This window comes from Gardnerella sp. DNF01204, assembly GCF_049244145.1.
GTDB lineage: Bacteria > Actinomycetota > Actinomycetes > Actinomycetales > Bifidobacteriaceae > Bifidobacterium > Bifidobacterium vaginale.
Genome location: NZ_CP058379.1, coordinates 817,158 through 841,137, shown reverse-complemented (window position 1 = coordinate 841,137; position 23,980 = coordinate 817,158). Strand labels below are relative to the sequence as shown.

At 40.3% G+C, this 23,980-nt stretch carries 19 protein-coding genes and 2 pseudogenes; 8 read left to right on the top strand and 13 right to left on the bottom strand.

Features of this window, described 5'->3' with window-relative positions; all coding sequences use genetic code 11:
* Nucleotides 1–10: 10 nt before the first annotated feature.
* The 3 genes from HXT46_RS03250 to HXT46_RS03240 all read right to left on the bottom strand — a co-directional run bounded on the left by HXT46_RS03250 (nucleotide 11) and on the right by HXT46_RS03240 (nucleotide 3,133).
* Nucleotides 11–1,225 (bottom strand): pyridoxal phosphate-dependent aminotransferase, encoded by a 1,215-nt coding sequence (locus tag HXT46_RS03250; protein ID WP_415686615.1) that lies wholly within the window; start codon nucleotides 1,223–1,225, stop codon nucleotides 11–13.
* Nucleotides 1,226–1,339: 114 nt separating this feature from the next.
* Entirely contained in the window at nucleotides 1,340–2,110 is a 771-nt protein-coding gene (ppgK, locus tag HXT46_RS03245; RefSeq protein ID WP_004111678.1) for a polyphosphate--glucose phosphotransferase, read from the bottom strand.
* A gap of 180 nt (nucleotides 2,111–2,290) precedes the next feature.
* Nucleotides 2,291–3,133 (bottom strand): inositol monophosphatase family protein, encoded by an 843-nt coding sequence (locus HXT46_RS03240; protein ID WP_004111680.1) that lies wholly within the window; start codon nucleotides 3,131–3,133, stop codon nucleotides 2,291–2,293.
* A 267-nt stretch (nucleotides 3,134–3,400) separates the two neighbouring features.
* On the opposite strand from HXT46_RS03240, the gene serB reads away from it, so the two are divergent.
* Nucleotides 3,401–4,084 carry a phosphoserine phosphatase SerB gene (serB, locus tag HXT46_RS03235; protein WP_415685808.1) on the top strand — a complete coding sequence of 228 codons (684 nt, stop codon included), beginning with the start codon at nucleotides 3,401–3,403 and terminating at the stop codon, nucleotides 4,082–4,084.
* Between the two features lie 62 nt (nucleotides 4,085–4,146).
* Here the strand turns inward: serB and fmt are convergent, their stop codons facing one another.
* The 3 genes from fmt to hrcA all read right to left on the bottom strand — a co-directional run bounded on the left by fmt (nucleotide 4,147) and on the right by hrcA (nucleotide 7,476).
* Complete coding sequence (gene fmt / locus HXT46_RS03230; RefSeq protein WP_004115123.1) at nucleotides 4,147–5,127, bottom strand: methionyl-tRNA formyltransferase; 981 nt, start codon at nucleotides 5,125–5,127, stop codon at nucleotides 4,147–4,149.
* Nucleotides 5,128–5,242: 115 nt separating this feature from the next.
* Nucleotides 5,243–6,400 (bottom strand): DnaJ C-terminal domain-containing protein, encoded by a 1,158-nt coding sequence (locus HXT46_RS03225; RefSeq protein ID WP_004138365.1) that lies wholly within the window; start codon nucleotides 6,398–6,400, stop codon nucleotides 5,243–5,245.
* A 59-nt stretch (nucleotides 6,401–6,459) separates the two neighbouring features.
* Complete coding sequence (gene hrcA, locus HXT46_RS03220; RefSeq protein ID WP_217431498.1) at nucleotides 6,460–7,476, bottom strand: heat-inducible transcriptional repressor HrcA; 1,017 nt, start codon at nucleotides 7,474–7,476, stop codon at nucleotides 6,460–6,462.
* A 261-nt stretch (nucleotides 7,477–7,737) separates the two neighbouring features.
* Between hrcA and tkt the strand changes: the two genes are divergently transcribed.
* Nucleotides 7,738–9,837 (top strand): transketolase, encoded by a 2,100-nt coding sequence (tkt, locus tag HXT46_RS03215; RefSeq protein WP_019261268.1) that lies wholly within the window; start codon nucleotides 7,738–7,740, stop codon nucleotides 9,835–9,837.
* A gap of 210 nt (nucleotides 9,838–10,047) precedes the next feature.
* Nucleotides 10,048–11,151 (top strand): transaldolase, encoded by a 1,104-nt coding sequence (gene tal, locus HXT46_RS03210; protein WP_421786309.1) that lies wholly within the window; start codon nucleotides 10,048–10,050, stop codon nucleotides 11,149–11,151.
* 77 nt (nucleotides 11,152–11,228) lie between these two features.
* On the opposite strand, the gene HXT46_RS03205 is transcribed toward tal, so the two are convergent.
* Both HXT46_RS03205 and HXT46_RS03200 read right to left on the bottom strand, forming a co-directional pair.
* The gene (locus tag HXT46_RS03205; protein ID WP_421786307.1) at nucleotides 11,229–11,957 is read right to left on the bottom strand and encodes an ATP-binding protein; all 729 of its coding nucleotides are present in this window, start codon (nucleotides 11,955–11,957) and stop codon (nucleotides 11,229–11,231) included.
* Nucleotides 11,958–12,307: 350 nt separating this feature from the next.
* Nucleotides 12,308–13,501 carry a hypothetical protein gene (locus HXT46_RS03200; protein ID WP_119675625.1) on the bottom strand — a complete coding sequence of 398 codons (1,194 nt, stop codon included), beginning with the start codon at nucleotides 13,499–13,501 and terminating at the stop codon, nucleotides 12,308–12,310.
* Between the two features lie 190 nt (nucleotides 13,502–13,691).
* On the opposite strand from HXT46_RS03200, the gene HXT46_RS03195 reads away from it, so the two are divergent.
* Nucleotides 13,692–13,895: a helix-turn-helix transcriptional regulator gene (locus HXT46_RS03195; RefSeq protein ID WP_004134772.1), complete on the top strand. Its 204-nt coding sequence runs from the start codon at nucleotides 13,692–13,694 to the stop codon at nucleotides 13,893–13,895.
* Nucleotides 13,892–14,293: a hypothetical protein gene (locus tag HXT46_RS03190; RefSeq protein ID WP_004121609.1), complete on the top strand. Its 402-nt coding sequence runs from the start codon at nucleotides 13,892–13,894 to the stop codon at nucleotides 14,291–14,293. Before HXT46_RS03195 ends, HXT46_RS03190 begins: the two co-directional genes overlap by 4 nt.
* 247 nt (nucleotides 14,294–14,540) lie before the next feature.
* On the opposite strand, the gene HXT46_RS03185 is transcribed toward HXT46_RS03190, so the two are convergent.
* The 5 genes and pseudogenes from HXT46_RS03185 to HXT46_RS03165 all read right to left on the bottom strand — a co-directional run.
* Nucleotides 14,541–15,143 (bottom strand): DUF4097 family beta strand repeat-containing protein, encoded by a 603-nt coding sequence (locus tag HXT46_RS03185; protein WP_064623382.1) that lies wholly within the window; start codon nucleotides 15,141–15,143, stop codon nucleotides 14,541–14,543.
* A gap of 629 nt (nucleotides 15,144–15,772) precedes the next feature.
* A pseudogene (locus HXT46_RS03180) lies at nucleotides 15,773–17,236 on the bottom strand (RNA-binding domain-containing protein).
* A 22-nt stretch (nucleotides 17,237–17,258) separates the two neighbouring features.
* Nucleotides 17,259–17,813 carry an SLATT domain-containing protein gene (locus tag HXT46_RS03175; protein WP_004125833.1) on the bottom strand — a complete coding sequence of 185 codons (555 nt, stop codon included), beginning with the start codon at nucleotides 17,811–17,813 and terminating at the stop codon, nucleotides 17,259–17,261.
* A gap of 1 nt (nucleotide 17,814) precedes the next feature.
* On the bottom strand, nucleotides 17,815–18,636 hold the full coding sequence (locus HXT46_RS03170; RefSeq protein WP_004125829.1) for an SMODS domain-containing nucleotidyltransferase: 822 nt from the start codon (nucleotides 18,634–18,636) through the stop codon (nucleotides 17,815–17,817).
* Between the two features lie 91 nt (nucleotides 18,637–18,727).
* Nucleotides 18,728–18,937: pseudogene (locus HXT46_RS03165) on the bottom strand (type I restriction endonuclease subunit R); the annotation flags it as partial.
* A gap of 824 nt (nucleotides 18,938–19,761) precedes the next feature.
* Here HXT46_RS03165 and HXT46_RS03160 point away from each other — a divergent pair.
* From HXT46_RS03160 to HXT46_RS03150, 3 genes are read left to right on the top strand one after another with little or no spacing between them, the layout of a single operon-like run.
* A complete protein-coding gene (locus HXT46_RS03160; RefSeq protein ID WP_016827934.1) occupies nucleotides 19,762–20,475 on the top strand; it encodes a TetR/AcrR family transcriptional regulator in 714 nt (237 codons plus the stop codon).
* On the top strand, nucleotides 20,472–22,217 hold the full coding sequence (locus tag HXT46_RS03155) for an ABC transporter ATP-binding protein (protein ID WP_101887805.1): 1,746 nt from the start codon (nucleotides 20,472–20,474) through the stop codon (nucleotides 22,215–22,217). Before HXT46_RS03160 ends, HXT46_RS03155 begins: the two co-directional genes overlap by 4 nt.
* Nucleotides 22,210–23,967 carry an ABC transporter ATP-binding protein gene (locus HXT46_RS03150; RefSeq protein ID WP_101887806.1) on the top strand — a complete coding sequence of 586 codons (1,758 nt, stop codon included), beginning with the start codon at nucleotides 22,210–22,212 and terminating at the stop codon, nucleotides 23,965–23,967. Before HXT46_RS03155 ends, HXT46_RS03150 begins: the two co-directional genes overlap by 8 nt.
* The last annotated feature ends 13 nt before the right edge of the window (nucleotides 23,968–23,980 follow it).

Genomic DNA, 23,980 nt, shown 5'->3' with positions numbered 1-23,980 from the left:
TTTGTTTTCATTAATTTAATTCTTCCAGCATTGCATGAACAGTATCTAGCAACGCTTTAACACCATACACAAATTGTTTTTCTTCTGGCAGCAAAGATAATGCCAAATATCCATTATTTGGCATATCGAAGTAATAGCCAGGCTGAGATACAAGATGATAATCTTGCATAAGTCTTAGAGCTAAATCATCATCATCTAAACACGATGGAACACGGATAAGAATATTCCATCCGCCTTCTGCACGCAATGCACTAACGCAACAATTTGGGTAGTTTGCAAGCATTTTTCTAAGCGTTTTAAGATTAGACCTAACTCTGTTTTTAACAAGATCGGTTTGTTCTTTAGCACATTGCAATAATTCCGGAATTCTTTCTGATACAGTTGCACCAATTGGAAGAAAATCATCAGCAATAACATCAAGGCGTTTCATAGCATCCTGTACGTCTTGACTTGGTCCCGAAACCTCAATCCATCCAACTTTTGCATGCGGAGCTGCAAGCATCTTTGAGAATCCATCTAAAGCAAAAACTAGCGTAGATTCTTCACCTGCTAACCTACAGTTTCCATCAAAAGGTTCTAGACAATAATCATAAAAAACTTCATCAGCTATAATTGCCACATTATTTTTATTGCATAGTTGCAATAATGCGTCTCTTTCTTGAGGCTTTATATAAGATCCTGTTGGATTATTTGGATTTATTAAAACAAGTGCACGAATACGATTATCCGTATTCTCTAAAAGTTCTTTAACCCTAGGAATATCAATAGTCCAAGAGCCATCATAAACAAGCGGATAAGGTATAGATTTTACGCCTTGTAGTCTTGCAATCGATTCTATAAGAGGATATCCAGGAGTCGGAGCTAAAACAGAATCACCGCAATCACACATTAGCATCATTAACCATGCGTATGCTTGAGAGGTTGATGATAATACGTATAGATTATCTGGATTAAGAACCTTAGCTGAACTACCCTTCTTATTTACAATATTTTGATCTACGCGATTATCTCTATGATTTATAAAGTTAGCAAGAATGCGCCTAACTTCGACAGGTCCTCTAGGATCCGCAGTATATTTTGCATTTAAGCACTCTGGAGAAAGACCATGTACTGTTGGGTTTGAATCATTAAGTTTTGTAAGTTTAATACCTTTAGATATAGCAACACGTTGAGCCAGAATAATTGGATTTGGCTCACTAACATCAACTCTAGAAGAAAATCGCACTCGACTACACTAGCGCATTGTATAAACCAAATATATAAAAATACAAAAATATGCAAATACAAAAAAATGCGCTGAACGCAAAAGCATCCAGCGCAAATAAAATATCAAAAATCCTTAATTGTTTCTTTGCTGCATTGCATAATATGCCGCACCTATAATGCCAGCTTCATTATGCAAAGACGCAACTACAATAGGTGTCTTAATATCGATATGAGGCAAGAACTTCTCGCTAACACGGCTAACACCGCCGCCAACAACAAACAGGTCTGGGTTAAAGTACTTTTCCATCAAACCATAATACTTAGTAAGACGCTTAGCCCACTTTTTATAACCCATGTCTAGCTTTTCGCGAACAGAAGAAGCAGCATACTTTTCCGCATCTCCCTTACCCTTTTCAAGCTGAATATGACCGAGCTCTGTATTAGGAATAAGAGTACCGTTATAAATCAATGCTGTGCCAATTCCAGTGCCTAGCGTAGTAGCGATAACCAAACCATCTTTATCTTTTGCAGCACCAAAGTGTTGCTCAGCAAGACCAGCAGCATCAGCATCATTCACTACAGTAACAGGACGACCGCAAGCTTCGCTGAACACTTCTGTAACATCCACACCAATCCAAGATTGATCGAGATTCGCCATAAACTCAAGCTTCTTTCCAGGCTTAATAGGAGCTGGAAAAGCGATTCCAACAGGAACATCTGCAGGAACATCAAAATGCTCAAGTTGCTGACGAACAATATCTGCAACAGCTTGAGGTGTGGAAACCGCTGGAGTGAGAATCTTATATCGCGGTTCTGCAAACTCGCCTTTTTCCAAATTAACTGGTGCAGCCTTAATACCAGAGCCACCAATATCTACGCCAAATGCTTGTGCAGTGTCAATCATCGTTAACACTCCCCTCTGAATGTCGGACAATGGGATATCATGTTCATTCTACAATATTGCTAAAGCGACACGCTTATATAATTGTCTATTTAATGATAACGATTGCATAAATGTTTTTCTCAAAATTAAAGCTTTAATATTAAAAATCATGCAAACAATTGCTAAGATTTTAACTCTAATTTATCGCAAATAGTTTTGAAGCTCTTTGTTTATTAAACCATTTGAAGCAATAACGTCATTTTCACGTCTCCAATGAATTGAGTCACCATTCCATTGTCGAACATGCCCCTGTGCTTCTTTAACAACAACGGCGCCAGCTGAAACACCTGGAATATCCCACCTATGAAGATGTGGCTCAAAATATGCGTCGTAAGTACCATCTGCTACTTTGCACAAGTCAAGCGAAGCAGGACCAATACGCTTAATATCTGCTGGGCATTCTTCCTCAAGCGAAGAAACAACGTCTAAAGCTCTTTTAGATTCACCTGGAATATAAGACATTCCATAGCAAACAACAGAGCCATGCAATGTTGATGTTGTAGAAGGCGTGATTTTCTCTCGCTTCTCCCCATTAGGAGTTTTACGAATACGAATAGCACCCTGACCCTTAGCAGCCAAATATGTAAGCCCTAAAGCTGGGGCATGAACAACACCAAGAACAGGTCTAGCAGAGCCTTGATCATTAAACTCGAAAAGCGAAACAGTTAAAGTCCATTCAGCCATATCGCGGTTAAAGTTAATAGCACCGTCAATATTGCCTACACACCAAAAACGATCACCTGTTTTGCAATCATCTGGTCTATTTCTCCAGAATCCTTGAAAAGTATTTATATAAGTAAGACGATTTTCAATAAAACGTACTAGCTTATCTCCAAAAGCTGAATCAGATTGATTAGGATCACCTAGAACCATCATACTTGCCATATCTCTAGGATTAAGCTGATCCTGATATGCATGTTTACCAACATCTTCTAATATTCTAGCAACTTCAAGAGCTACATCCCTTAAATTCATACCTGCCATATTCTTCTCACCCCTCTGTCTAATACAATTGTTTTCAAATTCTTTAATCTTGTTCTCATAAAATCTGCAACTATTCTACTCAACTAATTAAATTAAACCAAACTTCCACACGCAATATTCCAATAAAATCAATAAACTTTCACATTTGATATAAGTTTTATAGAAAAGTTTTACAATGCAAAACGCATAGAAAAACAAATCCTTAAATTTCTTAAACCAGCCTTAAAATTAATTCATAACCTAACATCTCTTCCAAAAGATTATAACATGACTAAAATACTAGAGTTAAAAAACCAAAAATTAATTAATGCTCCTTCATTGAAAAAACCAGGACTTCTTGTTTTAGATGTTGACGCCACTCTTATTGAAGAAGAAGTGATTGACTTACTAGGAGATATTGCTGGAGTCGGGTCAAATTTAGCATATATAACTTCTAAAGCAATGAAAGGAGAAATTGACTTTGACACATCTTTAAAACTAAGGGTTTCAATGTTAAAAGGACTCGAATGCACTTGTTTTAAAAAAGCTATTGAAAGTATCCACGTAACCAGTGGAGCCAAAAAACTTATAGACACATTACATTCCTTTGGATGGAAAATAGGAGCAGTTTCTGGAGGATTCAATAATGTTTTAGATGATTTTCTGCCAAATCTAAACATAGATTTTTGGGTAGCAAACAATCTAGAAGTAGTAGATTCTAAGCTAAGTGGGAAAGTTATTGAGCCTATAGTAAATCGCCAATATAAAGCACAAGCATTGACTAATTGGGTGCGCAAGAACAATATTGATATTGCTCAAAGCGTTGCTATTGGAGACGGCGCTAACGATATAGATATGATTAAAACAGCAGGATTAGGCGTCGCATTTTGCGCAAAGCAGTTATTAAAAAGTCAAGCTAAAGCAAGCATAGATACGCGAGACCTAAGCCTAGTTTTAGATTTACTAAACTAAACTTAACTAACTAGAATTTATACAAATTTTACTTTGCGTTTTTCAAGATTACACTTATCGCTTCAATCCAAATAGGACTCTTGACTTAAATGCGCTCCTCTAGCCCAATCTGCAGCCTTCATAGCCTTTTTACCTTGCGCTTTAACTTCTAAAAGCTCAAGAACACCACTTGCAGAACCAACCCAGACATTTCGCTTACCTGCAAAAATCTGCCCAGGCTTAAGTTCGCTTAGATTATGTATTGAAATATCCTCATCTTTTGCCAATGCACAAGAAAGAACATGCAAACTAATGATTTGCAAATCGCCACAATCAACATGCAGATTACACCAAGCTCCAGGATTTGGCGTGCAAGCACGAATCTGCCTATCGATTGCAAATGCTGGAATATCAAAACGAATATGAGCATCCTCAACAGTGATTTTTTGCGCGATTTGGCAAGGTGTAGGATCTTGCTCAACAGGAATAATTTGACCAGATTCCATCCCAACAAGAGCAGAGCAAAGAAGATCTGCACCATCATTGCTTAGTCTCATAAGCAAGTCGCCAGCTGTTTCATGAGCACCAATCTCGGTAGTCATTTGTGCAAGAATAGGTCCTTCATCCATTCCACGCGTAATCTTAAAAACAGTGGCACCGGTAATATCATCTCCAGCCCAAATCGCACGCTGAACAGGAGCTGCCCCTCGCCACTGTGGAAGAAGCGAGAAATGCAAGTTGTACCATCCTAGAGGAAGAGCGTCCAAAACAGATTGTCTAAGAATCTTTCCATAAGCAACCACGGCAGCAAGTTTAGCGCCAGTTGCCTTTAAAGCTCTTATGCACTCCTCTTCATCACTAGGATTAACCTCTAAAACAGGAATCCCAAGTTCAATCGCAGCTTTTTTAACAGCGCTAGGAACAATTTTCCTACCTCTGCCTGTCGGAGCATCAGGTCTCGTAAGAACAGCACGAACATCAAAATGCTCTTTATCTTGAGCTAAAGCACGCAATGGCGCAACAGAAACCTCTGGTGTTCCAGCAAATAAAATAGGTAGCACCATACGTAAACCCCCTTAAGAAAAATATCTTCATTATTCTTAACATCTTCAAAAATCATATACTCTCAACAATCGAACAGTAACGAGAATAGTCATGAAAATACTAAGAATTAGCGAATTAGCAGAAAGCATCCTTTAACTTGCTAAAGAATCCTTTGTGATTTGTAGTCGAATCTGGGATAGCGCGTTGAACAATAACATCATCTTTTCCATCATGCAATTCTTCAAACTCTTCAATAAGTTTACGCTCTTCATCGCTCAGCTTTGTTGGAATATTAACAAGAATGTGAACAACAAGATTTCCGCGTTCTTTAGAGCCTAGAACCGTTACACCCAAATTAGGTACAGAAATAGTATTTTCACTTTGAGAGCCAGAAGGGATTTCCACGCTCTTTTTGCCGTCAAAAGTATCTATATCAACTTTATGTCCCAAAACAGCCCAAGTCATTGGAATGTCAATCCAACAATGTAAATCGTTTAGATTCCTAGTAAACTGTTTATCCTCTCGAATATGTACATCAACATACAAGTCGCCAGCAGGACCGCCACATTCCCCTACTGCTCCTTGCGAAGCAAGTCGCAATCGAGAATTATCTTTTATACCAGCAGGAATAGTAATCCCAATTTCTCTTGATGTACGAATTCGACCATGTCCATGACAATTTGGGCAAACATTCTTAATGATTGTTCCGTGACCTTCGCATTCTCTACAAGGCTCCGAAGACATCATTTGACCAAACATTGTTCGAGTAACCCTTTGTACAAAACCAGCGCCCTTGCATTGCGGGCAAGTTATAGGGTCTGATTTATCTGCAGAGCCTTTTCCAGCACAATCTTGACACAAGCCAAAAGTCACTACATGAACCTTAGCATTTCCACCAAATACTACTGTTTTAAGATCAACTTTAACTTCTGTGAGTGAATCTTCACCACGATTCACGCGCGGAATAGGAGAACCCGTACTTGTTCCAAAGGATCCAGAGAAGAACTGATTTAAAATATCTCCCATATCCATATTCATATTGGCATATCCGCCAGCGCCAGCTCCAGCACCCGATGCCGATAGATTGTTTGGGTCAACACCCATATCTACCATTTTGCGTTTTTCTGGATTAGACAAAACGTCGTATGCAGCATTAACTTCCTTGAATTTGTCTTCAAACTCAGGACCTGCGATATCTGGATGGTACTTTCGACTTAATTTTCTATATGCTTTTCGAATCTCATCATCGCTAGCGTTAGAATCAACACCTAAAATCTTGTAATAGTCAGTCACTTAACTCCCCTTTTACCTTAATAAAATAATTCTTGCATAAGGCACAGCCAGTTATATTTTTATGAATTTTCGGATATAAACGCATTAAGATACTTAGCCACTGCTTTAACCGCAGTCATTGTTGCAGCATAATCCATATGCGTAGGTCCGATTGAACCAATGAATGCGGAATCAGGATCGGAATTATATCCGTAAGCACTCGTCACAACAGAAGCATTCAAAAGACCAGGCGTGTGAGTTTCCGAACCTATTGCAACACTGACTCCACTTGCACAATCACTTGCCTCCTCACTTAGCGAAGTCATCAAACGCATAATAACAGCTTGCTCTTCTAAAGCATCAAAAAGAGCAGCAAAATCACCAATATTCTGTCTATGAGCAAGCTGGGAGGTTCCAGCCATGTATAATTCGTGTGCTCGATCGCCATCGTACATATCTTCAATAGCATTAGACAATTGTTTAATTATTTGTAACGAAGAAACTAAATCTTTACGTTCCGACAATGCACACACTTTTTTAGATGCATTCAAAAGTGACAATCCAATGCAATCTTCATTAATCATATTTGTTAAATGCAACAAATCATCTGAATTCACATTAGAAGCCTGAATCATATGTTGCGCTACCCCTCCAGCGTCTGTAATTACTACGACAAGAAGAGTTGATGACGATACTTGAACAATCTCAATTCTTTTTACTTTTGATCTAGATAATGCAGGTGACGCAACAAGAGCAACCTGCCCAGTGATACTTGCAAGAAGACGAGCTGAACGTTGAAGTGTGTCTTGCAAACTTACAGATCCACTTAAAAAACTGCGTATTCCTCTTCTTTGTGCATTAGAAAGTGGTATTAGCGCCGCCAATCCATCAACGAAATATCTGTATCCTTTTTCCGTAGGAATTCGACCAGCAGATGTGTGTGGCTGAATTAAATAACCTTCTTCTTCTAGTATCGACATATCGTTGCGAATTGTTGCAGAGCTAACATCTAATTTGTGATTTTTAGCCAAAGACGCTGATCCAACTGGCTCGTGTGAACGAATATAATCTTCAACAACCGCACGGAGTATCATCATGCGACGTGATTGCATTGATCCTCCTTTTATTTAGGTAATGTAACTTTTACTGTCAACTATTATATATTCCAGAATAATATGTGATTAACTATTTTTTGTTATCTTAACAACTAACTATAAATATAAACTTTTGTTAAGTTTTGACACACTTTGTTAGAAATTCGTCTGATATAAAAGATAGGATTAAATGGCAATGTGAGGGTGATGGCCAGCGTAAGCTGTGCGCAAAAAACCCGAATTATTGGAAGGAAAGTAGATCACATGACCGAATTCAACTGGTCTGCATTAGACGAGCGCGCCGTAAAGATGGCGAAGGTTCTCTCGGCTGATGCTGTTGAGCGAGCAGGACACGGACATCCTGGCTCCCCTGTTTCATTGGCACCGATTGCGTACACCTTGTACCAGCACTTCATTAAGCACGATCCAGCTGACCCAAAGTGGGCCGGTCGCGATCGTTTTATTCTTTCTGGCGGCCACGCTTCGCTTACGCAATATGTGCAGCTGTTCTTCTCTGGATACGGCTTGACTCTTGATGATCTCAAGTATTTCCGTGGCGGCGCAGACACGCGTACTCCAGGTCACCCAGAATATGGCTTAACTCCAGGCATTGAAATGACCACTGGTCCTCTTGGACAGGGTCTTGCTTCTGCTGTTGGTTTCGCTTATGGTCAGCGTTTTGAGCGTGGTCTTCTTGATCCAGAAGCTCCAGCTGGCACTTCCCCATTCGATCACAAGGTTTGGGTTATCTGCGGCGAAGGCGACGTTGAGGAAGGCGTTTCTTCCGAGGCTGCTTCCTTGGCTGGAAACCAAAAGCTTGGTAATTTGACCGTAATCTTCGATGCAAACCACATTCAGATCGAAGGCGACACTAAGCTCACCTTCTCCGAGGATATTCTTGCTCGTTACCGTGCATACGGTTGGTACACCGATGAAGTTAGCTTCATTCAGCCAGACGGCTCCTACAAGGAAGACGTTCAGGCTTTGGCTGCAGCTATCGAAAAGGCTCAGGAAGTTACCGATAAGCCTCACTTCATTAAGGTTAATACTTTGATTGCTTGGCCAACCCCAGGCAAGACCAACAATGAAGCTTCCCACGGCTCTAAGCTTGGTGAAGAAGCTGTTAAGGGCTTGAAGGAACTTTGCGGTTTCGACCCAGAAGTTTCGTTCCCAATCGACGAAGAAGCTTTGGCTCATGCTCGTAAGGTTGCTGAACGCGGTTTGGCTGCTCACAAGGCTTGGGATGAAGCTCTTGCAAAGTGGGCTGCTGCAAACCCCGATAAGGCTGCTCTTTACGAGCGTCTTAAGGCTGGCAAGCTTCCTGAAGGATTCGACAAGGCTATTGACGACTTGGTCGCTGGCTTCGAAGCCGGTTCCAAGGTCGCTACCCGTAAGGCTTCTGGCGCAGTTCTTAACGCAATCGCTGCTGTTATGCCAGAACTTTGGGGCGGTTCCGCTGATTTGGGCGGCTCCAACAACACCAATATTAAGGGCGCTGACTCCTTCGGTCCATCCGAAGACGCAACTCGCACTTGGCCAAACGTTTCTGAGTACGGTCGCCAGCTTCACTTTGGTGTGCGCGAGTTCGCAATGGGTGCTATTACAAACGGCATTTTGCTTGGTTCTGACACTCGCCCATTCAACGGCACATTCTTCCAGTTCTCTGACTACGAGCGCCCAGCAGTTCGCTTGGCTGCTTTGATGGAGATTCCAAACCTTTACGTTTGGACTCACGACTCTGTAGCCTTGGGCGAAGATGGTCCAACTCACCAGCCAATCGAACACTTGGCTGCATTCCGCGCTATTCCTCAGCTTGAGGTTGTACGCCCTGCAGATGAGTATGAGACTGCTGAAGCTTACCGCTACTTCTTCGAGAAGAAGAACAACTACCCAACCGCTATGATTTTGACCCGTCAGGGCGTGCCGACCCTCGCAGAAACTGCTGAGAAGGCTCGCGAAGGCGTAAAGCACGGCGGTTATGTGTTGGTTGACTGCGAAGGCACTCCAGACGTAATCATCATGGCTACTGGCTCTGAAGTTCAGTGGGCTGTTGCTGGCGCCAAGACTTTGGCAGCAGAAGGCATTAAGGCTCGCGTTCTTTCTATGCCATCTCTCGAGTGGTTCGAAGAGCAAGACGAAGAGTACAAGGAAGCAATCCTTCCAAAGTCCGTCAAGGCTCGCGTTTCCATCGAAGCCGGCTTGGCATTGCCTTGGTACAAGTATCTTGGCGATTGCGGCAAGGCTGTTTCTATCGAACAGTACGGCTTGCAGGGTGACGGCGGTCAGAACATGATCGACTTGGGCATTACTGCTGAGCACGTAGTAGAAGCTGCTAAGGCTTCTATCGAAGAAGCACGCGCTTAAGATAGAAATTAAGCAAAATAAAAACTTGATGTATCAAAATAAAATTGATTCATCACAAAACTCGAAGTGCTAATTTAGCAACTTCACTGGAAACAGCAAAGGCGTGTTGATGTTAAGCTACAGCTGGTTTAGCATCAACCGCTGTTTCCTGTAAAACGCCAACACTACCAACGTGTTCCAACTGGTGGAGCACAGTGTTAAGGAGATAACATGACTGAAGCAACGCAGCGCACTAGCGATTCCGGCGTTTCTATTTGGTTGGACGATTTGTCCCGTACCCGCATTGAGTCTGGTTCTTTGCAGGATTTGATCGCTAACAAGAATGTTGTTGGTGTTACTACCAACCCATCTATCTTCCAGAAGGCTTTGAGCCAGGTTGGTCCATACGACGCACAGCTTAAGGAACTCGGCAAGGTTGACGTTGAAACCGCTATCCGCGAGTTGACCACCACCGATGTTCGTAACGCAACTGATATCTTCCGCGAGATTGCTGAAAAGACCGATTTCGTTGACGGTCGCGTTTCCATCGAAGTTGACCCACGCTTGGCTCACGATACCGCTAACACTGAGAAGCAGGCTGAAGAGCTTTGGGCAAAGGTTAATCGTCCAAACGTTATGATCAAGATTCCAGCAACTTTGGAAGGTCTTCCAGCTATCACTGCTACCCTTGCTAAGGGTATTTCTGTAAACGTAACCTTGATCTTCTCCCTCGAGCGCTACGAGCAGGTTATCGACGCCTTCATCGAAGGTATCGCTCAGGCTGCAGCTAACGGCCACGACTTGAAGCACATTGGTTCCGTGGCTTCCTTCTTCGTATCCCGCGTTGATACCGCTGTTGACAAACTCCTCGAAGCTAACGGCTCTGATGAAGCTAAGGCTCTTGAAGGCAAGGCTGCTGTTGCTAACGCTCGCTTGGCTTACGAACTCTTCGAGAAGAAGTTCGCTGCCGATTCACGTTGGGCTGAGCTTGAAGCCAAGGGCGCTAAGAAGCAGCGTCCACTTTGGGCTTCTACTGGCACCAAGAACGCATCTTACTCCGATTGCAAGTACGTTGATGAGTTGGTTGCTGAGCATGTTGTTAACACAATGCCAGAGAAGACTTTGAACGCTCTTGCTGATCACGGCAACGGTGCTGCTTCCGTTAAGGGTACTTACGAAGAGAGCCACGCTGTTATGAACAAGCTTGCTGAGCTTGGCATCAACATCAAGGATGTTACCGACAAGCTTGAGGCCGACGGTGTTGCCGCCTTCATCAAGTCTTGGGATTCCGTGATTGCAGACGTACAGTCTGGCATCGATCGCGTAAACGCCTGATTCGATTAATCAGTAATAGCTAAATATAAACCGCACATGTTCGTGGATTAATTCACACATGTGCGGTTTTCGTTTAACTAGCGGTTAAAAACGTAAGTAGTAGACCGACCCTTTCCACAAACTGAAATATCTCCCCTACTAACTAAATCAGATAACAATTGCTTAGCTTTGGTGCTACCCACGTTAAGAATATTTTGCACTTGTTCACGCTTTATTGTTCCATGATTATGCACTGCTTCAATAATCTTTTTATAGCAATCGTCAACGCTCATACGCTTATATGACTTATTAGAATCTTGTGAAAGTGCATTTGCAGTAAGTCCTGAATTATAAGTATTATTCACTAGATTTGACGAATGAACACTAAGATTCGTTTTGTGATTTTCAGGACTAGATACAATGTTATTCTTATCATTTACAAAAAATTCAAGAGTGGTACGGTCAGGATTAAAGGACTCACTTAACCTTGGATGAGGTATTCCAGCCCAATCACATCCAGCTCTCATAGCATCAAATCCGCTTCCTGCACGTTCAACAACAGAAATCAGTGCAAACATTTTAAGCAGTGCGGGATTTCGAGAATCAGAAAAACCTCCAGCCAAAGCCACTTCTATAGGCATACGTAAACACCCAGGGTTTGCAAAATAAAGCTTAAAACCAGCGTTCAAGCTATTCGTTTCTGTAGTAGATTGTGAAGAACCGTCAACAGAAGTGTTCACAACATTATTATATGTAATAACCGTGTTTCCTCGCATATAATAATCAGCATGAATCAACGTGTTTGCAAGAGCTTCTCTAATTGCCATATGCAACGCGGTATCATCAACTCTTAATGATTGAGAATTAAGCAAAAATGGTAATAAATGCTATGATAAATTAACACTAAAGACTACTAAAAACAGTACTTCAATCTGGATTGAGAGAATGGGTAGTATAGCTATACTTTTTTAGTGCACACTATGGATATTGGGTGCACTTTTTAACGATAGGAAAGGCTATCGTTAAAAGGTTTAAGATTGGCTTGATAATACGTTTACATTACAATTGTTCCAGTCGCTTAGCCTGTTCTCTTCTAGCGTAAATAACCGCGAGTATTTGAAGTTTTTTCTACTCTCATCAACACAACGTTTGCTCACAACACGAAACAATATATAACTTACAACAAATATATTTTTTCTTTATCAACACATATTTGCGAAGTACGATTGTAGATTTGAGTTATATCCTCCATTTTTTCCAGAAACACTTTTGTTTCCGGATCACGCAAAACAGCAAACTCCTTCACTGCTTTTACTCCAATTACATTAGCATTTTCATGTAATCCGTTTCCTTTATTTTGTAAAGACTCACCAACAGAACGATATTTAGCTAAAGGAATACCGCCAATTAACTTACCAACAGCCGTACCAGCAGTACCTATAGCTTTCACAACGTTGACTTCTACTTCCGAATTACCAAGTTTTTCTAAATATAAAGAGCTTTTTTCAAATTTCTCACAGTAGTCATCAGACAATTTCTTTATCTCATTTTCTGCATTGCTAATGTACTCTTCCGCAAAATTTTCACTTAACATTATTTCCATCAAAGATGATAGAGAGAAAATATACAATGACAATCTGTAGTATTTAAACTTTTTTCCTAAATCAGACAACGTCGAATTTACGTTACTTTTAGACACAATAAACTTCTTTAACAGAAGAATATCAGTAATCTTTTTCTGATAAGCAATAATGTTCTTTCTAGCACGATTCTTAATATCGATAACAAGCTTATGATTATTCGTAACAGAAATTTCATTATCCCAACTGCACTTATAAGTAGAAGCAATCCCCATCAATGACTCAACATCTGCCTCAATCTGTGACTCATTCTCAACTTCCATGAAGGTAAGTATCTTTTCCTGCGTCTCTTTAATCTTTTTCATATCTTTTTCAATAGAATAAATAGCCACAGCCATCATTAAAAGAGCAGGATTAAACGCAGATACTGTTTTCATAGAACCTTGCAAAGACTCCATCTTTGAAATCTGCATCATTCTAGAGCCACCGTCAGATTTTCTTAAAGATCCCCATAGATTCCCATTTTTTGCGTATTTTAGAGTATCACCTGCAGCTTTATTAGCAATCTTATAAATACCATCCGTAGGAATGGTTATTGTTTGAGTAACTGTATTACATGCAGGAATTAATGACGATAAACCAGATCCAAAATTCAATAATTCAGATACGGGAACACTTAATACTTTATTGTTGTTATTAGTAAAATATTTAACATCAACAAGAAGTTTTTCAGTAAAATCTACTAACGTATTTTCACTGTTACTTGCAGAAAGCTCACCACTGTTACACATAAGAACAATACTATCTGAAATAGCATCTGAAAGAAAATTATACTTTTAGTTTTCTACTCTCTTGAATACTATGAAACTTTGCAAACAATATTATCGATATTAAATCCAACGGAAAGCAAACTTGACATTTGCTCTCGAAACGATTATCTTATATGTAAAGCTAGCTTTCCATTAGGAAGGAGAATGTAATGTGAAAAATAGACTTGAACAAATTAGAAAAGAAAAAGGCATAACACAAGAAGAACTTGCAGACGCACTCGAAGTATCAAGACAAACAGTCGGTTCTTTGGAAAATGGAAGATACAACCCGTCAATCATATTGGCATACAAAATTGCCAAGTACTTTGATTTAACAATCGAAGAAATATTTATCTACGAGGAGGATAAAAAATGAAAAAACAAAAAACACAGAATTTTTGGTACATAGGATATGTAATAGGAATTTGCGGACTAATTCTTGCACTGACTCTTAAACTGAACGAATCCGTAGAAATTGCACTGTCAGTTGTTTTTGTTGCAATTATCTCACTTTCACACGTAAAAATCATGCACTATAAGATGATGGAAAAAGACCACAACTACAAAATAAACGTGAACGATGAAAGAAACGAGAAAATCAAAGATAAAGTAAATGCAACAATAGCATTCATACTAATGCACCTAATGGGAATAATTGCCATAATTGCATTTATCACAAAAGCATATTTGCCAGCTGCTCTTCTAGCTATTTCGATTGCCTTTTCTCCATTAATCATGTTTTTTATCAACAAATATTATGAGAAAAAATATTAAAATCAGACCTGACCCGCTCATTTACTACTTATTACGAAGCTTACCAACTTTCATAAATTACTTATCTACAATACGGAACTTTTTTATTCTCAAAGTTGCATCTGGCGAGGCAAATGAAAATGACCTTTACACTTGGATTAAAAACCACCAAGCCTAATACTCCAACATTCCGAAGCATTTTTAGAATATGCCAAACTCTATTTCGTGCGATTGGTCAAAGTAGCGGACATAAAACACCACAACAATATTACTTCACTACAGCTCTTCCATTCAAGCAATGCACCGCATAATGAGCACATCCATCTGGGTTGCGCACGAGATTTGCTTTATGCTTATCACAAACTTCAGCCACGCCATTCTCACAAACTACTTCAAGACATGCATCCTTAGGTATTTCTCCTTCTAAAACACTCGTACCATTTAAAGTATCCACCATGCAAGAAGCAACAACCTTAACATTATTCGCCACAGCAGAACCATTAAGGCACTTTAGAAAAACATCATTCGCCTGAACATTCCTTGCTTCCACCCTGCCGTTATGAACTTCCGCATAAATCTTGTCAGCTTTAATATCTGCTACTAATACTTGATTCGACTCAGCTTCAATTTCACAAAAATCAATACTCTCCGGCAATGAAACAATGACAGCAGGACTGCCTTTAGCAAGCCAATGCAGCCAGTAAAAAGCCGATACTTTTTCTGTTTGAACAAGTTTTATACCGTCTTGATTTTCTTCAATATGAAATATATCTTTTTCACAATTAACATAACTAATGCTAAAAGAATCAGCCCTTCTCACCGTTAAGCTAACATCTTTCGTTTTTGCTACAAACTTCCTACTATTCACCACTTGAACAACTCCCTTGTTAAATATCGGGTTATAGACCAAAAATCAAAAGACCCGACTTGGTCCGCATTGTTAATAGGCGCGTCGGGTACTGTTATTTACGTATGCTACACCAATGAGAGTATTTTATTAAATCTTTCAAACTAGCACAAATTTTTTTCTTTCTAACAAGATTATTTAGTCTTACACTCACCTTTATGAACACAAACAAATGTCAGAACGAAAACGCAACAACTAGAATGCACGCATAGTAGGTATCAGAAAAAACGCTATTCCAATTCAGCGCGATTTGTAAAGGAGCGCCACTGATTTTCTGTATGGCTCGACTGCTTCATCTTAATGTCGAGTGTGTAGCCAGATTCGTGCTCGTTCGCTGGAATTGGTCAAAGCATGTTTTTGCTCGGAAATACACCGATTTTTGCCCTTATACGTTCTCGGAAAAGTTCAAAGGACCATGTTACTACCTATGATATGCAAATCCGTAGATTTGACGTTCGTTTCAAGACTTCGCTCTGAGGAAATAAGTCCGAAATCCCATCGTCTCGACATACCTATTTGTGAAACCAAAACTATACATTGAATGTCCGTTTTCCTCTATTCGATATATGGTTTCTGTCTCCAATGGTCGCTTTTTAATCTTCAATGTTCACTTTTTTATATTTCTGGTTCCTGCTGTTTGGCTTATCTGGTATCGTCATTTCTATTTTTCCTGCACTAAGCAAAGGCTTGATATATTTTTCAGAAAAGTTTCTTCTACCGGTCAGACCCATAAATTCTTGCATTTCTTTCCGACTACGAGGAACGATACAAAATTGAAGGAGAGCTTGTATCGTAACTTGCTCCCTAACTTGCTCCCTAACTTGCTCCCTAACTTGCTCCCTTGGATCAAGTTCTTCGGTCGGCCCGACCGTGGCAGTTGCCGCCTCAGAAAGAGGAATCACTGTCGTAAAAACATCTGCCTCTGTAAAGACAGGCTCTCCACCAGAATACATCTTCGTGTATTTATAGCTGTTGCGCATACCGCTTCCAAGCTCATCAGCAAGTCCGATCTCACGGAACACTTTTGCTATCGGCGGATTCTTTGCAAATGGCTTGAATGTTTTCAGATTCAGGTTGCCGTGCCCATGCGCAAGGTTCGCATTCTCTGTTGTAATCTTATCCCGTTCAATGACAAGCTTCGGTACATATCCACTGGAAAAATCACGGTGCATGAGCAGGTTGGAAATAATCTCACGCAGGATTTTATCTCTGGAGCTTATCCGCTGGACACCATCCAATGTAAAAACATCATTCAGATGCTTCTTTCCAAATTCCATCAGACGATCATAACTTTCAATCAGGTTTGTAATCACCACATCCCTGTCATCATAACGATCAACATTGAACACTCTGAAAATAGCGTCTGTCTTATGCTGAGGTAACACGGATATGATACGGTTATCCGTACCAAAGAGCAAGATTGCCGCAAGTGTTATACCTTCTTTGTTCGTTTCCGGATCCTCAAGTATAAGCCCGCAGCTTCTGAGCATCTCCTCATCCGTCATGTCAATCCACGGATGGTGCTCAGTATTCACTCTCGTCATTCTCCTTGCTCGATCCATAAGATCATGACGAAGGCTTGAAACCGGGATGGCAGGGTAGACCTTATTCACAAAATAGGTGCTTTGCTTACGGGCATAAAGGTTGAAAACCATGTCCGCATTATCTGTAATATCGATGTCCGACTCATTATTGCGATCAAATATTCTGCCCGCATTGCGGTAAACGGTTTTTCCAACCGGGACATAGACATAAAGAACAATACGCCCATCGATCTCATATTCCTCTGTAGTCAAATAGAGTGGCGGATACATTTTTCTCTCATTGTTAATCGTAGTAACAAAATTTTTCTTCATCTACTCAACGCAGTCTTTATCAACACCGAGAATCGTCCCGTTATCCTTCACACCAAAGAAAATATGACCGCCATCCCGATTAGAAAAAGAACAAACAGTATCGTAGACATCCTTCGTAATATCTGTTGTTGATTTTTTGAATTCGACCGTCAGCCCCTCGCCCTGATGAATCAAGTTCATCAAATTTTCAGGGAGTATCATATAACTCACCCCTTTCGATTATTCACTTATCAATTCCATTAGGCAAAATGGAATCAACCTCGTTCTCCTTAAAAGTCTGTTCTTCTTCCTTTTGCAAAGCCTTCTGCGCAGCCCTGTAGCTTCTCTCATCAGTTGCAGGATAATTATTATTGACTTCTGAAACTTTATTACAAAGAACATCTCTCTTTTTTTGTATCTCACTATCGTCAAGCACTTCAAAATCAACTAATAAGGAAACATACTCTTCTCGAATACCCCACAACACATTTGCTGCATTTCGATGCTGGCTTACTTCATTTTGAATCTTATATTCCTTGGCATATAGATTTAGGCACAAAGACAATACAGCAGCAATTCCACCTACCCATGTCGATATGACCTTGTTTGTTATAATGCTGTAAAAAAATCCGCAAGAAGAAAGTGCGGTCAATATAATCTGTGCATTCTTCACATACTTATTTTCTTTCTCAAGTCGATCAGCTAATTTGTGATGCGCAGTATATGTGTATATAACTTTTCCACAAGCATCCTTTATTTGATTTTTTAATCGTGCCCTATAGCTTTTATCACTTTCCATTTTACTCCGATACCATTTTATTTAGGATCTTGCCGAGGACATCCCATCCTTTTGTAGTATCAATCGACATTCCACTTCCGGGAGCAGATAGACTTGGCGCAAGTATTTCGTTGCATGGAATATGATTATAATAATCAAGTAATGCCTGTTCATACGATCTTGGTTGGCTTGAGGAATTGCTATCTCCATCCGTAAAATGCCATCCTTCCATCGCAACATATACAAAGGAATCAATTAAAATTCCTGACAGATGATAGCTCGAATAAGAATCATCTCTGATCGTTCTTATGTGCTTACAAGTAGCACACAATAACCCATTAGATGAGCTGTTCTTTTCCTTCATTGCTTTTTGCTCAGACTTAGGATCTGTTGTTCTCCAGTTTCCTCCCATATTCGTATCTGGATATTTGTATGAAACACTACCACCCAAACTTGTCTGCGGAAACGCTGGTAACACTTCAAATTTCATCCCATCAGAAAAGGCAATTTTAACAACCTGACCATCTGCCCTAATATCGCTTCTTGAATAGTGAGTTTCAATCGCATTCTTCACAGCCTGTAAAAGTCTAGATTGCCCATTCCATTTAGAATATGAGTACCGATTATATTCATCTTCTGGAATTTCAACAAGTATATCTATGTCGCTTGTATTTATTGCTGTGTTTCTTCCATAAGAACCAACATAGAGACTATGTGTAGTTTCACTCGTTGAATTCCAAAACTCTTGATTTATAGCTTTCGTAACCGTATGATATCTGCTTGCTATGCTTTGACGCGTTACTAAAGGGATAATGTTATCATGTCTTATTACGTTTGAACTCATAATTATTTCTCCATTTCATTTTTGCCTTTTGATTATCAGGAAACTCTATTCGAAAGCCGCCAAGAAACCACAACATCTTCTTTTCGTTATATCAGCTGTACCAGCACTCATTATTATCATAAACTCCTCTGTCTTCGGCAACCATAATCAATTCCTGATTATTACTCTCTTTCAGTACCTCACTATAGTTAACTACCCGATGCTCCATATCATTGTTGTCCGCCCAGAGGTCACACTGAAGCATTACAGTAGCAACAGCGTCATCCATGCCCTCCGGCGGGTATTTATGTTTCTTAAGGAGCACCACTATCCTCCTGAAGGTATGGAAGATGCTGTTCAAACAGTAATGACTCAGTGTGAGCTGTGGACTGATAGAACAGATCTATATAGTTTTGCATAATTATCGTAATTGAACCACTTCGATAATTAGCCTAAACCTTATTTTCCCACTTCACAGCCTTGGTGCAAAGTGGCGAATCGACTTGCATGAGCGATTAAATATAATTCGCGAATGCACTTCGATTCGCTGAGCTTGCTCAAAGTTGAAAGCACAGCGTGCTTTCAACGCAAGCGAAGTACGTTAACATACTGTGCACTCAACCCCAGAGCGTCGATATCTTCCCCTATACAGCAAAATCACTCTCAAAGACCGCGAAAACCCAGCTTAAATCCGCCACACATTAAACCTTTTAACGATAGACCCCGCAAACCCCTGCTACACAAGGGCAAAAATGCACCCACCTAATCAGCCCTTGACATCAATACGACACTCCCCATGTAGCCCAAAAATACACGAACGATTGAACTTTTTTGTACTGTGGTACATATATGCAAACTATAAATACGGTATGCGTTTATGGATTTGCTGAACTATCGCCTAGTTTCTTATGAATTTTATTAGCACAAGCAGGCACTCTTCTAACCAGCATCGACAAATAGTGTTTACTTTCAAGCAAGAGCTTGACAGTAAACACTATCTAACTTATACTGTATGTATCGACGCATCCGTCGATAGGATGACGACCCCTTAGATGTAGCCAAGGCGCGAAGACTTTTTACGCGTTGACTCATGACAACTATTTGGCGCGTTAACCCTTTACCAGCTTGTGGTGTGAGGTGAATTGCATGGCTCGTAATAAGCGGCTTAGTTTTAATGAACGCAAGCAAGCAATAAAGCATGCTGCTATACGTATTTTTGTCAAACAAGGCTTTGAGAACACAACCATGGAAGACCTGGTAAAAGAAACAGGCTTATCAAAGGGTGGGTTTTATCACTACTACAAGAATACAACCGACATACTCCACGACATCATGCTCGACGGCATCGCATACCGCAACACCATCATGATGAAATCTATAGAGGATGGCAAGCAATGGAGCATTGATCTTCTTGCTGATGAAATGGCCAGAAAAGCAGTTGATAGCAATGCGCTTATGCCCGTCTACGTGGAACTTTTGTTGGCTAAGAAGAGAAACCCCCAGCTTGAACAGGTATATAGACAGCTTGAACACACTGCTTTTGATACGTTTAGGGCACATAACATCGATGCAGAAACGCTTTCTGTTAAGCCTTCGAATTTTGAACTTATGGCGTTTTTTGTAAACGCGATCATTCTTTCTGCGCATGTGCTCAACGAACACAAACTTGTACAAGATAATCAGGCGCTTATTAAGCAGCTGCTCTTGAATATTTTGAAACAGGACACCGCTCAATCCAGTCACGAGGGCAACAGCCGCGGCGCTACTCGCTCCAGCGACGAGGGAAACAATCAGTTAGGCAGCATACAAGAGTCTGTTCAAGCATCTTCAACTTCTTTACCAGCAAAGGAGCTCTCATGAACACATACCGCAAACTGTTTGCCTATATTCCACAGTTTAAGGGTTTAGCTATTGGAGCAGTACTCGTTTCAGCTTTGTCAGCTCTACTAACTACTTGCGGATATTATGCGATACATTGTTTTTTGCATGCGCTTATTATTGACGAAAACTTGCCTGTCGCTCAAAATTTTGCATTCGTCATTGCACTGCTTTTACTTACCGGCAGTTTATGTCTTGGCGCGTCGGGTCTTATGGCTCATTACGTGGGATTCAATTTAGAAAATGTTTTGCGCAAACGCGGTGTTGAAGGCTTAAATCGTGCAAGTTTTACATTCTTTGACACACATTCATCTGGAACTATTCGCAAAACTATTGACGACAATGCAGCGCTCACTCACACGATTGTCGCACACATGATTCCTGACGCTACGCGCGCAATCCTTATGCCATTTTTCATAATTGCATTCAGCTTTTGCATAAGCTGGCGCGTAGGTTTATGCATTCTAATACTTACTATTGTCGGTAGCGCTATTATGGCTAGCATGATGGGCGGCAAGCAATTCATGAAAATGTACCAAGACGCACTCGATAATCTATCTGCCGAAACAGTCGAATATATTCGTGGCATTTCTGTTATCAAAATCTTTGGCGTTTCAGTAAGTTCCATGAAAAAGCTATCCAAACTTATTCACAATTATTCAACATATGCTTACCAATATTCAAAGCATTGCAAAGCAGGATACGTTGTGTATGAATGCCTTTTCTTTGGTATTATTGCAATACTTACACTGCCGCTGGTATTTTTTATTGACGATTTGGGCAGTCCCAAACGTTTGGCTCTCGATTTAATTATGACGTTTTTCGTATCGGGATTAATGTTTGCAGCATTTATGCGCGTTATGTACATTGGCATGTACTCGTTCCAGGGTAATCATGCGGTTGATTCGCTTGAGAAGCTTTATGCGCAAATGTCGAAAGAAGAAATACATTTTGGCAATGAAGATCATTTTGCAAATCACAACATTGAGTTTCGTAACGTTTCGTTCTCGTATGACAAAAAAGAAGTTTTGAAAAATCTGTCCTTCAATTTAGCAGAAAATAAGATATATGCTCTAGTAGGAAAATCTGGATCAGGTAAATCTACAATTGCTAAACTGATGTGCGCATATTACAACATAAGTTCTGGAGAAATTTTAATTGGCAATAAACCTCTTAACACATATTCTCAAGAAGCGCTCATGCAAGAAATTTCCTTTGTTTTTCAAGATTCTAAGTTGTTTAGTGACACACTATATAACAATGTTAGCTGCGTAAAACATGACGCAAGCCACGAGGAAGTAATGTCTGCGATTTCTGCAGCAGGACTTGATTCGGTATTAGATAAATTAGATAAGCGAGAAAATACCATAATTGGAACAAAAGGCGTGTATCTTTCAGGTGGAGAAACTCAACGCGTTGCGATTGCTCGTGCCATTTTAAAAAATTCTCCCATCGTAATTATGGACGAAGCGTCTGCTTCTATTGACGCAGACAACGAGCATGAGTTACAAAAAGCATTTAAACGTTTAATGCGTGGTAAAACGGTCATTATGATTGCACATCGTCTGACGTCCATTACGGGTGTGGATGAGATTTTGCTTGTTGACCACGGACACATTGTTGAGCGCGGTTCACATGCTCAGCTTATGGCGCAAAATGGCCAATATACACATTTGTACACAATTTACACCCAAGCTAATGAGTGGAGGGTTGTTAATGATTAAGTTTTTAAAAAATACGTTTGCTCTTACCGATCAAGGTGTACGAGGCGCTTTTAAATCGGGTGTACTTAGTTTTTTGGTATTTGTTATCAATATGGTTCCTTCAATGCTGCTGCTATTGTTGGTAGATCATCTGTTACTACGCCATGTACATAGTACAGCCATCTATCTTGTGTGTTCTATTGTGACCTTGGTGGTAATGGCAGTGCTATTGAGTTTTGAATACGAAGCACAATATAACGAAACATATAAAGAAGCAGCTCATTTGCGTCTTAATATTGCAGAGAAACTTTCGCGACTAGAAATGTCTTACTTCGCAAAACACGATCTTACCGATCTCTCTCAAAGTATTATGGCAGACGTAGCGTCACTTGAGCATGCAGAAAGTCACGCAGTTCCGAAACTGCTCGCGTTTTGTTTATTCTTACCATTTCTTTCTGTATTAATGTTCATAGGGAACTGGAAAATGGCGATTTGTGCCGTTGGCCCTACGCTTCTTTCGTTTTTGCTGATTGTAGTATCAAAGCGCTATGTACGTGCGCAGCACAACAAACATTACCTGCGATTACGCGAAAATTCTCAAGCGTTTCAAGATCGTATTGAGCTGTCCAAGGAAATTGCGGCGTTTAATCTTGCAGAACGTATAAAAACAAAGCTTTATGCCAAGCTTGATGACACGCTCCGCGTCCAGTGGGAAAGCGAACGCAACGCTGGGTTCTTGCTGATATTTGCCGATATTTTCTCGCATTTTTCGTTGGCATTCACGATTATCGGTGGCATTTTTCTTATGCAAACTGGCGAAATTTCTGTGCTATATCTGCTAGGCTACGTTCTTGCTGCCATGAAGCTCAAAGAATTTGTGGACTCGAATATGGAATTCCTTATGGAAGTTTTCTATATCAATTCGGCTGTGAAGCGTATTCGTGAAATTCGCGACGCAAAGGTATTAGATGTGCAGCCGGAAGCTGCTACAGACGTACACACTACAGATAAACGCGCTACTCAATTTGCTAATTTTGATATAGAGATAAACAAGCTCAGCTTTTCTTACGATGACGCTACTCCTGTGCTAAACGACGTAAGTTTTACTGTGCCGCATGGAACAGTTTGCGCACTTGTTGGGCAGTCAGGCTGCGGAAAAACAACTCTGCTTCGACTTATAGCGCGTCTGTACGATTTTAATTCTGGTAGCATTCGTATTGACGGCGTAGATATACGGAAAGTTTCTACTGAAAACCTGTACCGAAATATATCTATCGTTTTTCAAGATGTTACTCTCTTCAACACAAGCATTTTGGAAAATATTCGTATAGGTCGAGAAGATGCTACAGACGAAGAAGTGAAACATGCAGCTCAGCTTGCGCATTGCGACTTTATTGACGCACTCCCAGATGGGATCAACACCATTATCGGCGAAAACGGTCAGCAGCTTTCTGGAGGCGAGCGTCAGCGTATATCAATAGCGCGCGCATTTTTGAAAAACTCACCAATTCTTATTCTTGATGAAATTGCTTCAAGTTTAGACGTTGACAACGAGATTAAAATTCAACAGTCACTTACCGAATTGGTAAAAAATAAGACTGTGATTATTATTTCTCACCGCATGAAGTCAATTGAAAATGTTGATCGAATAGTTGTGTTAAAAGATGGTCACGTTGAAGCATGCGGTACACATGCCGAGCTTATCCAGATAAGCCCTACTTATCAAAATCTTATTGATAAAACGTGTGCAGCAGAGGAGTTTTCGTATTAGTTTGAGCGCGTGT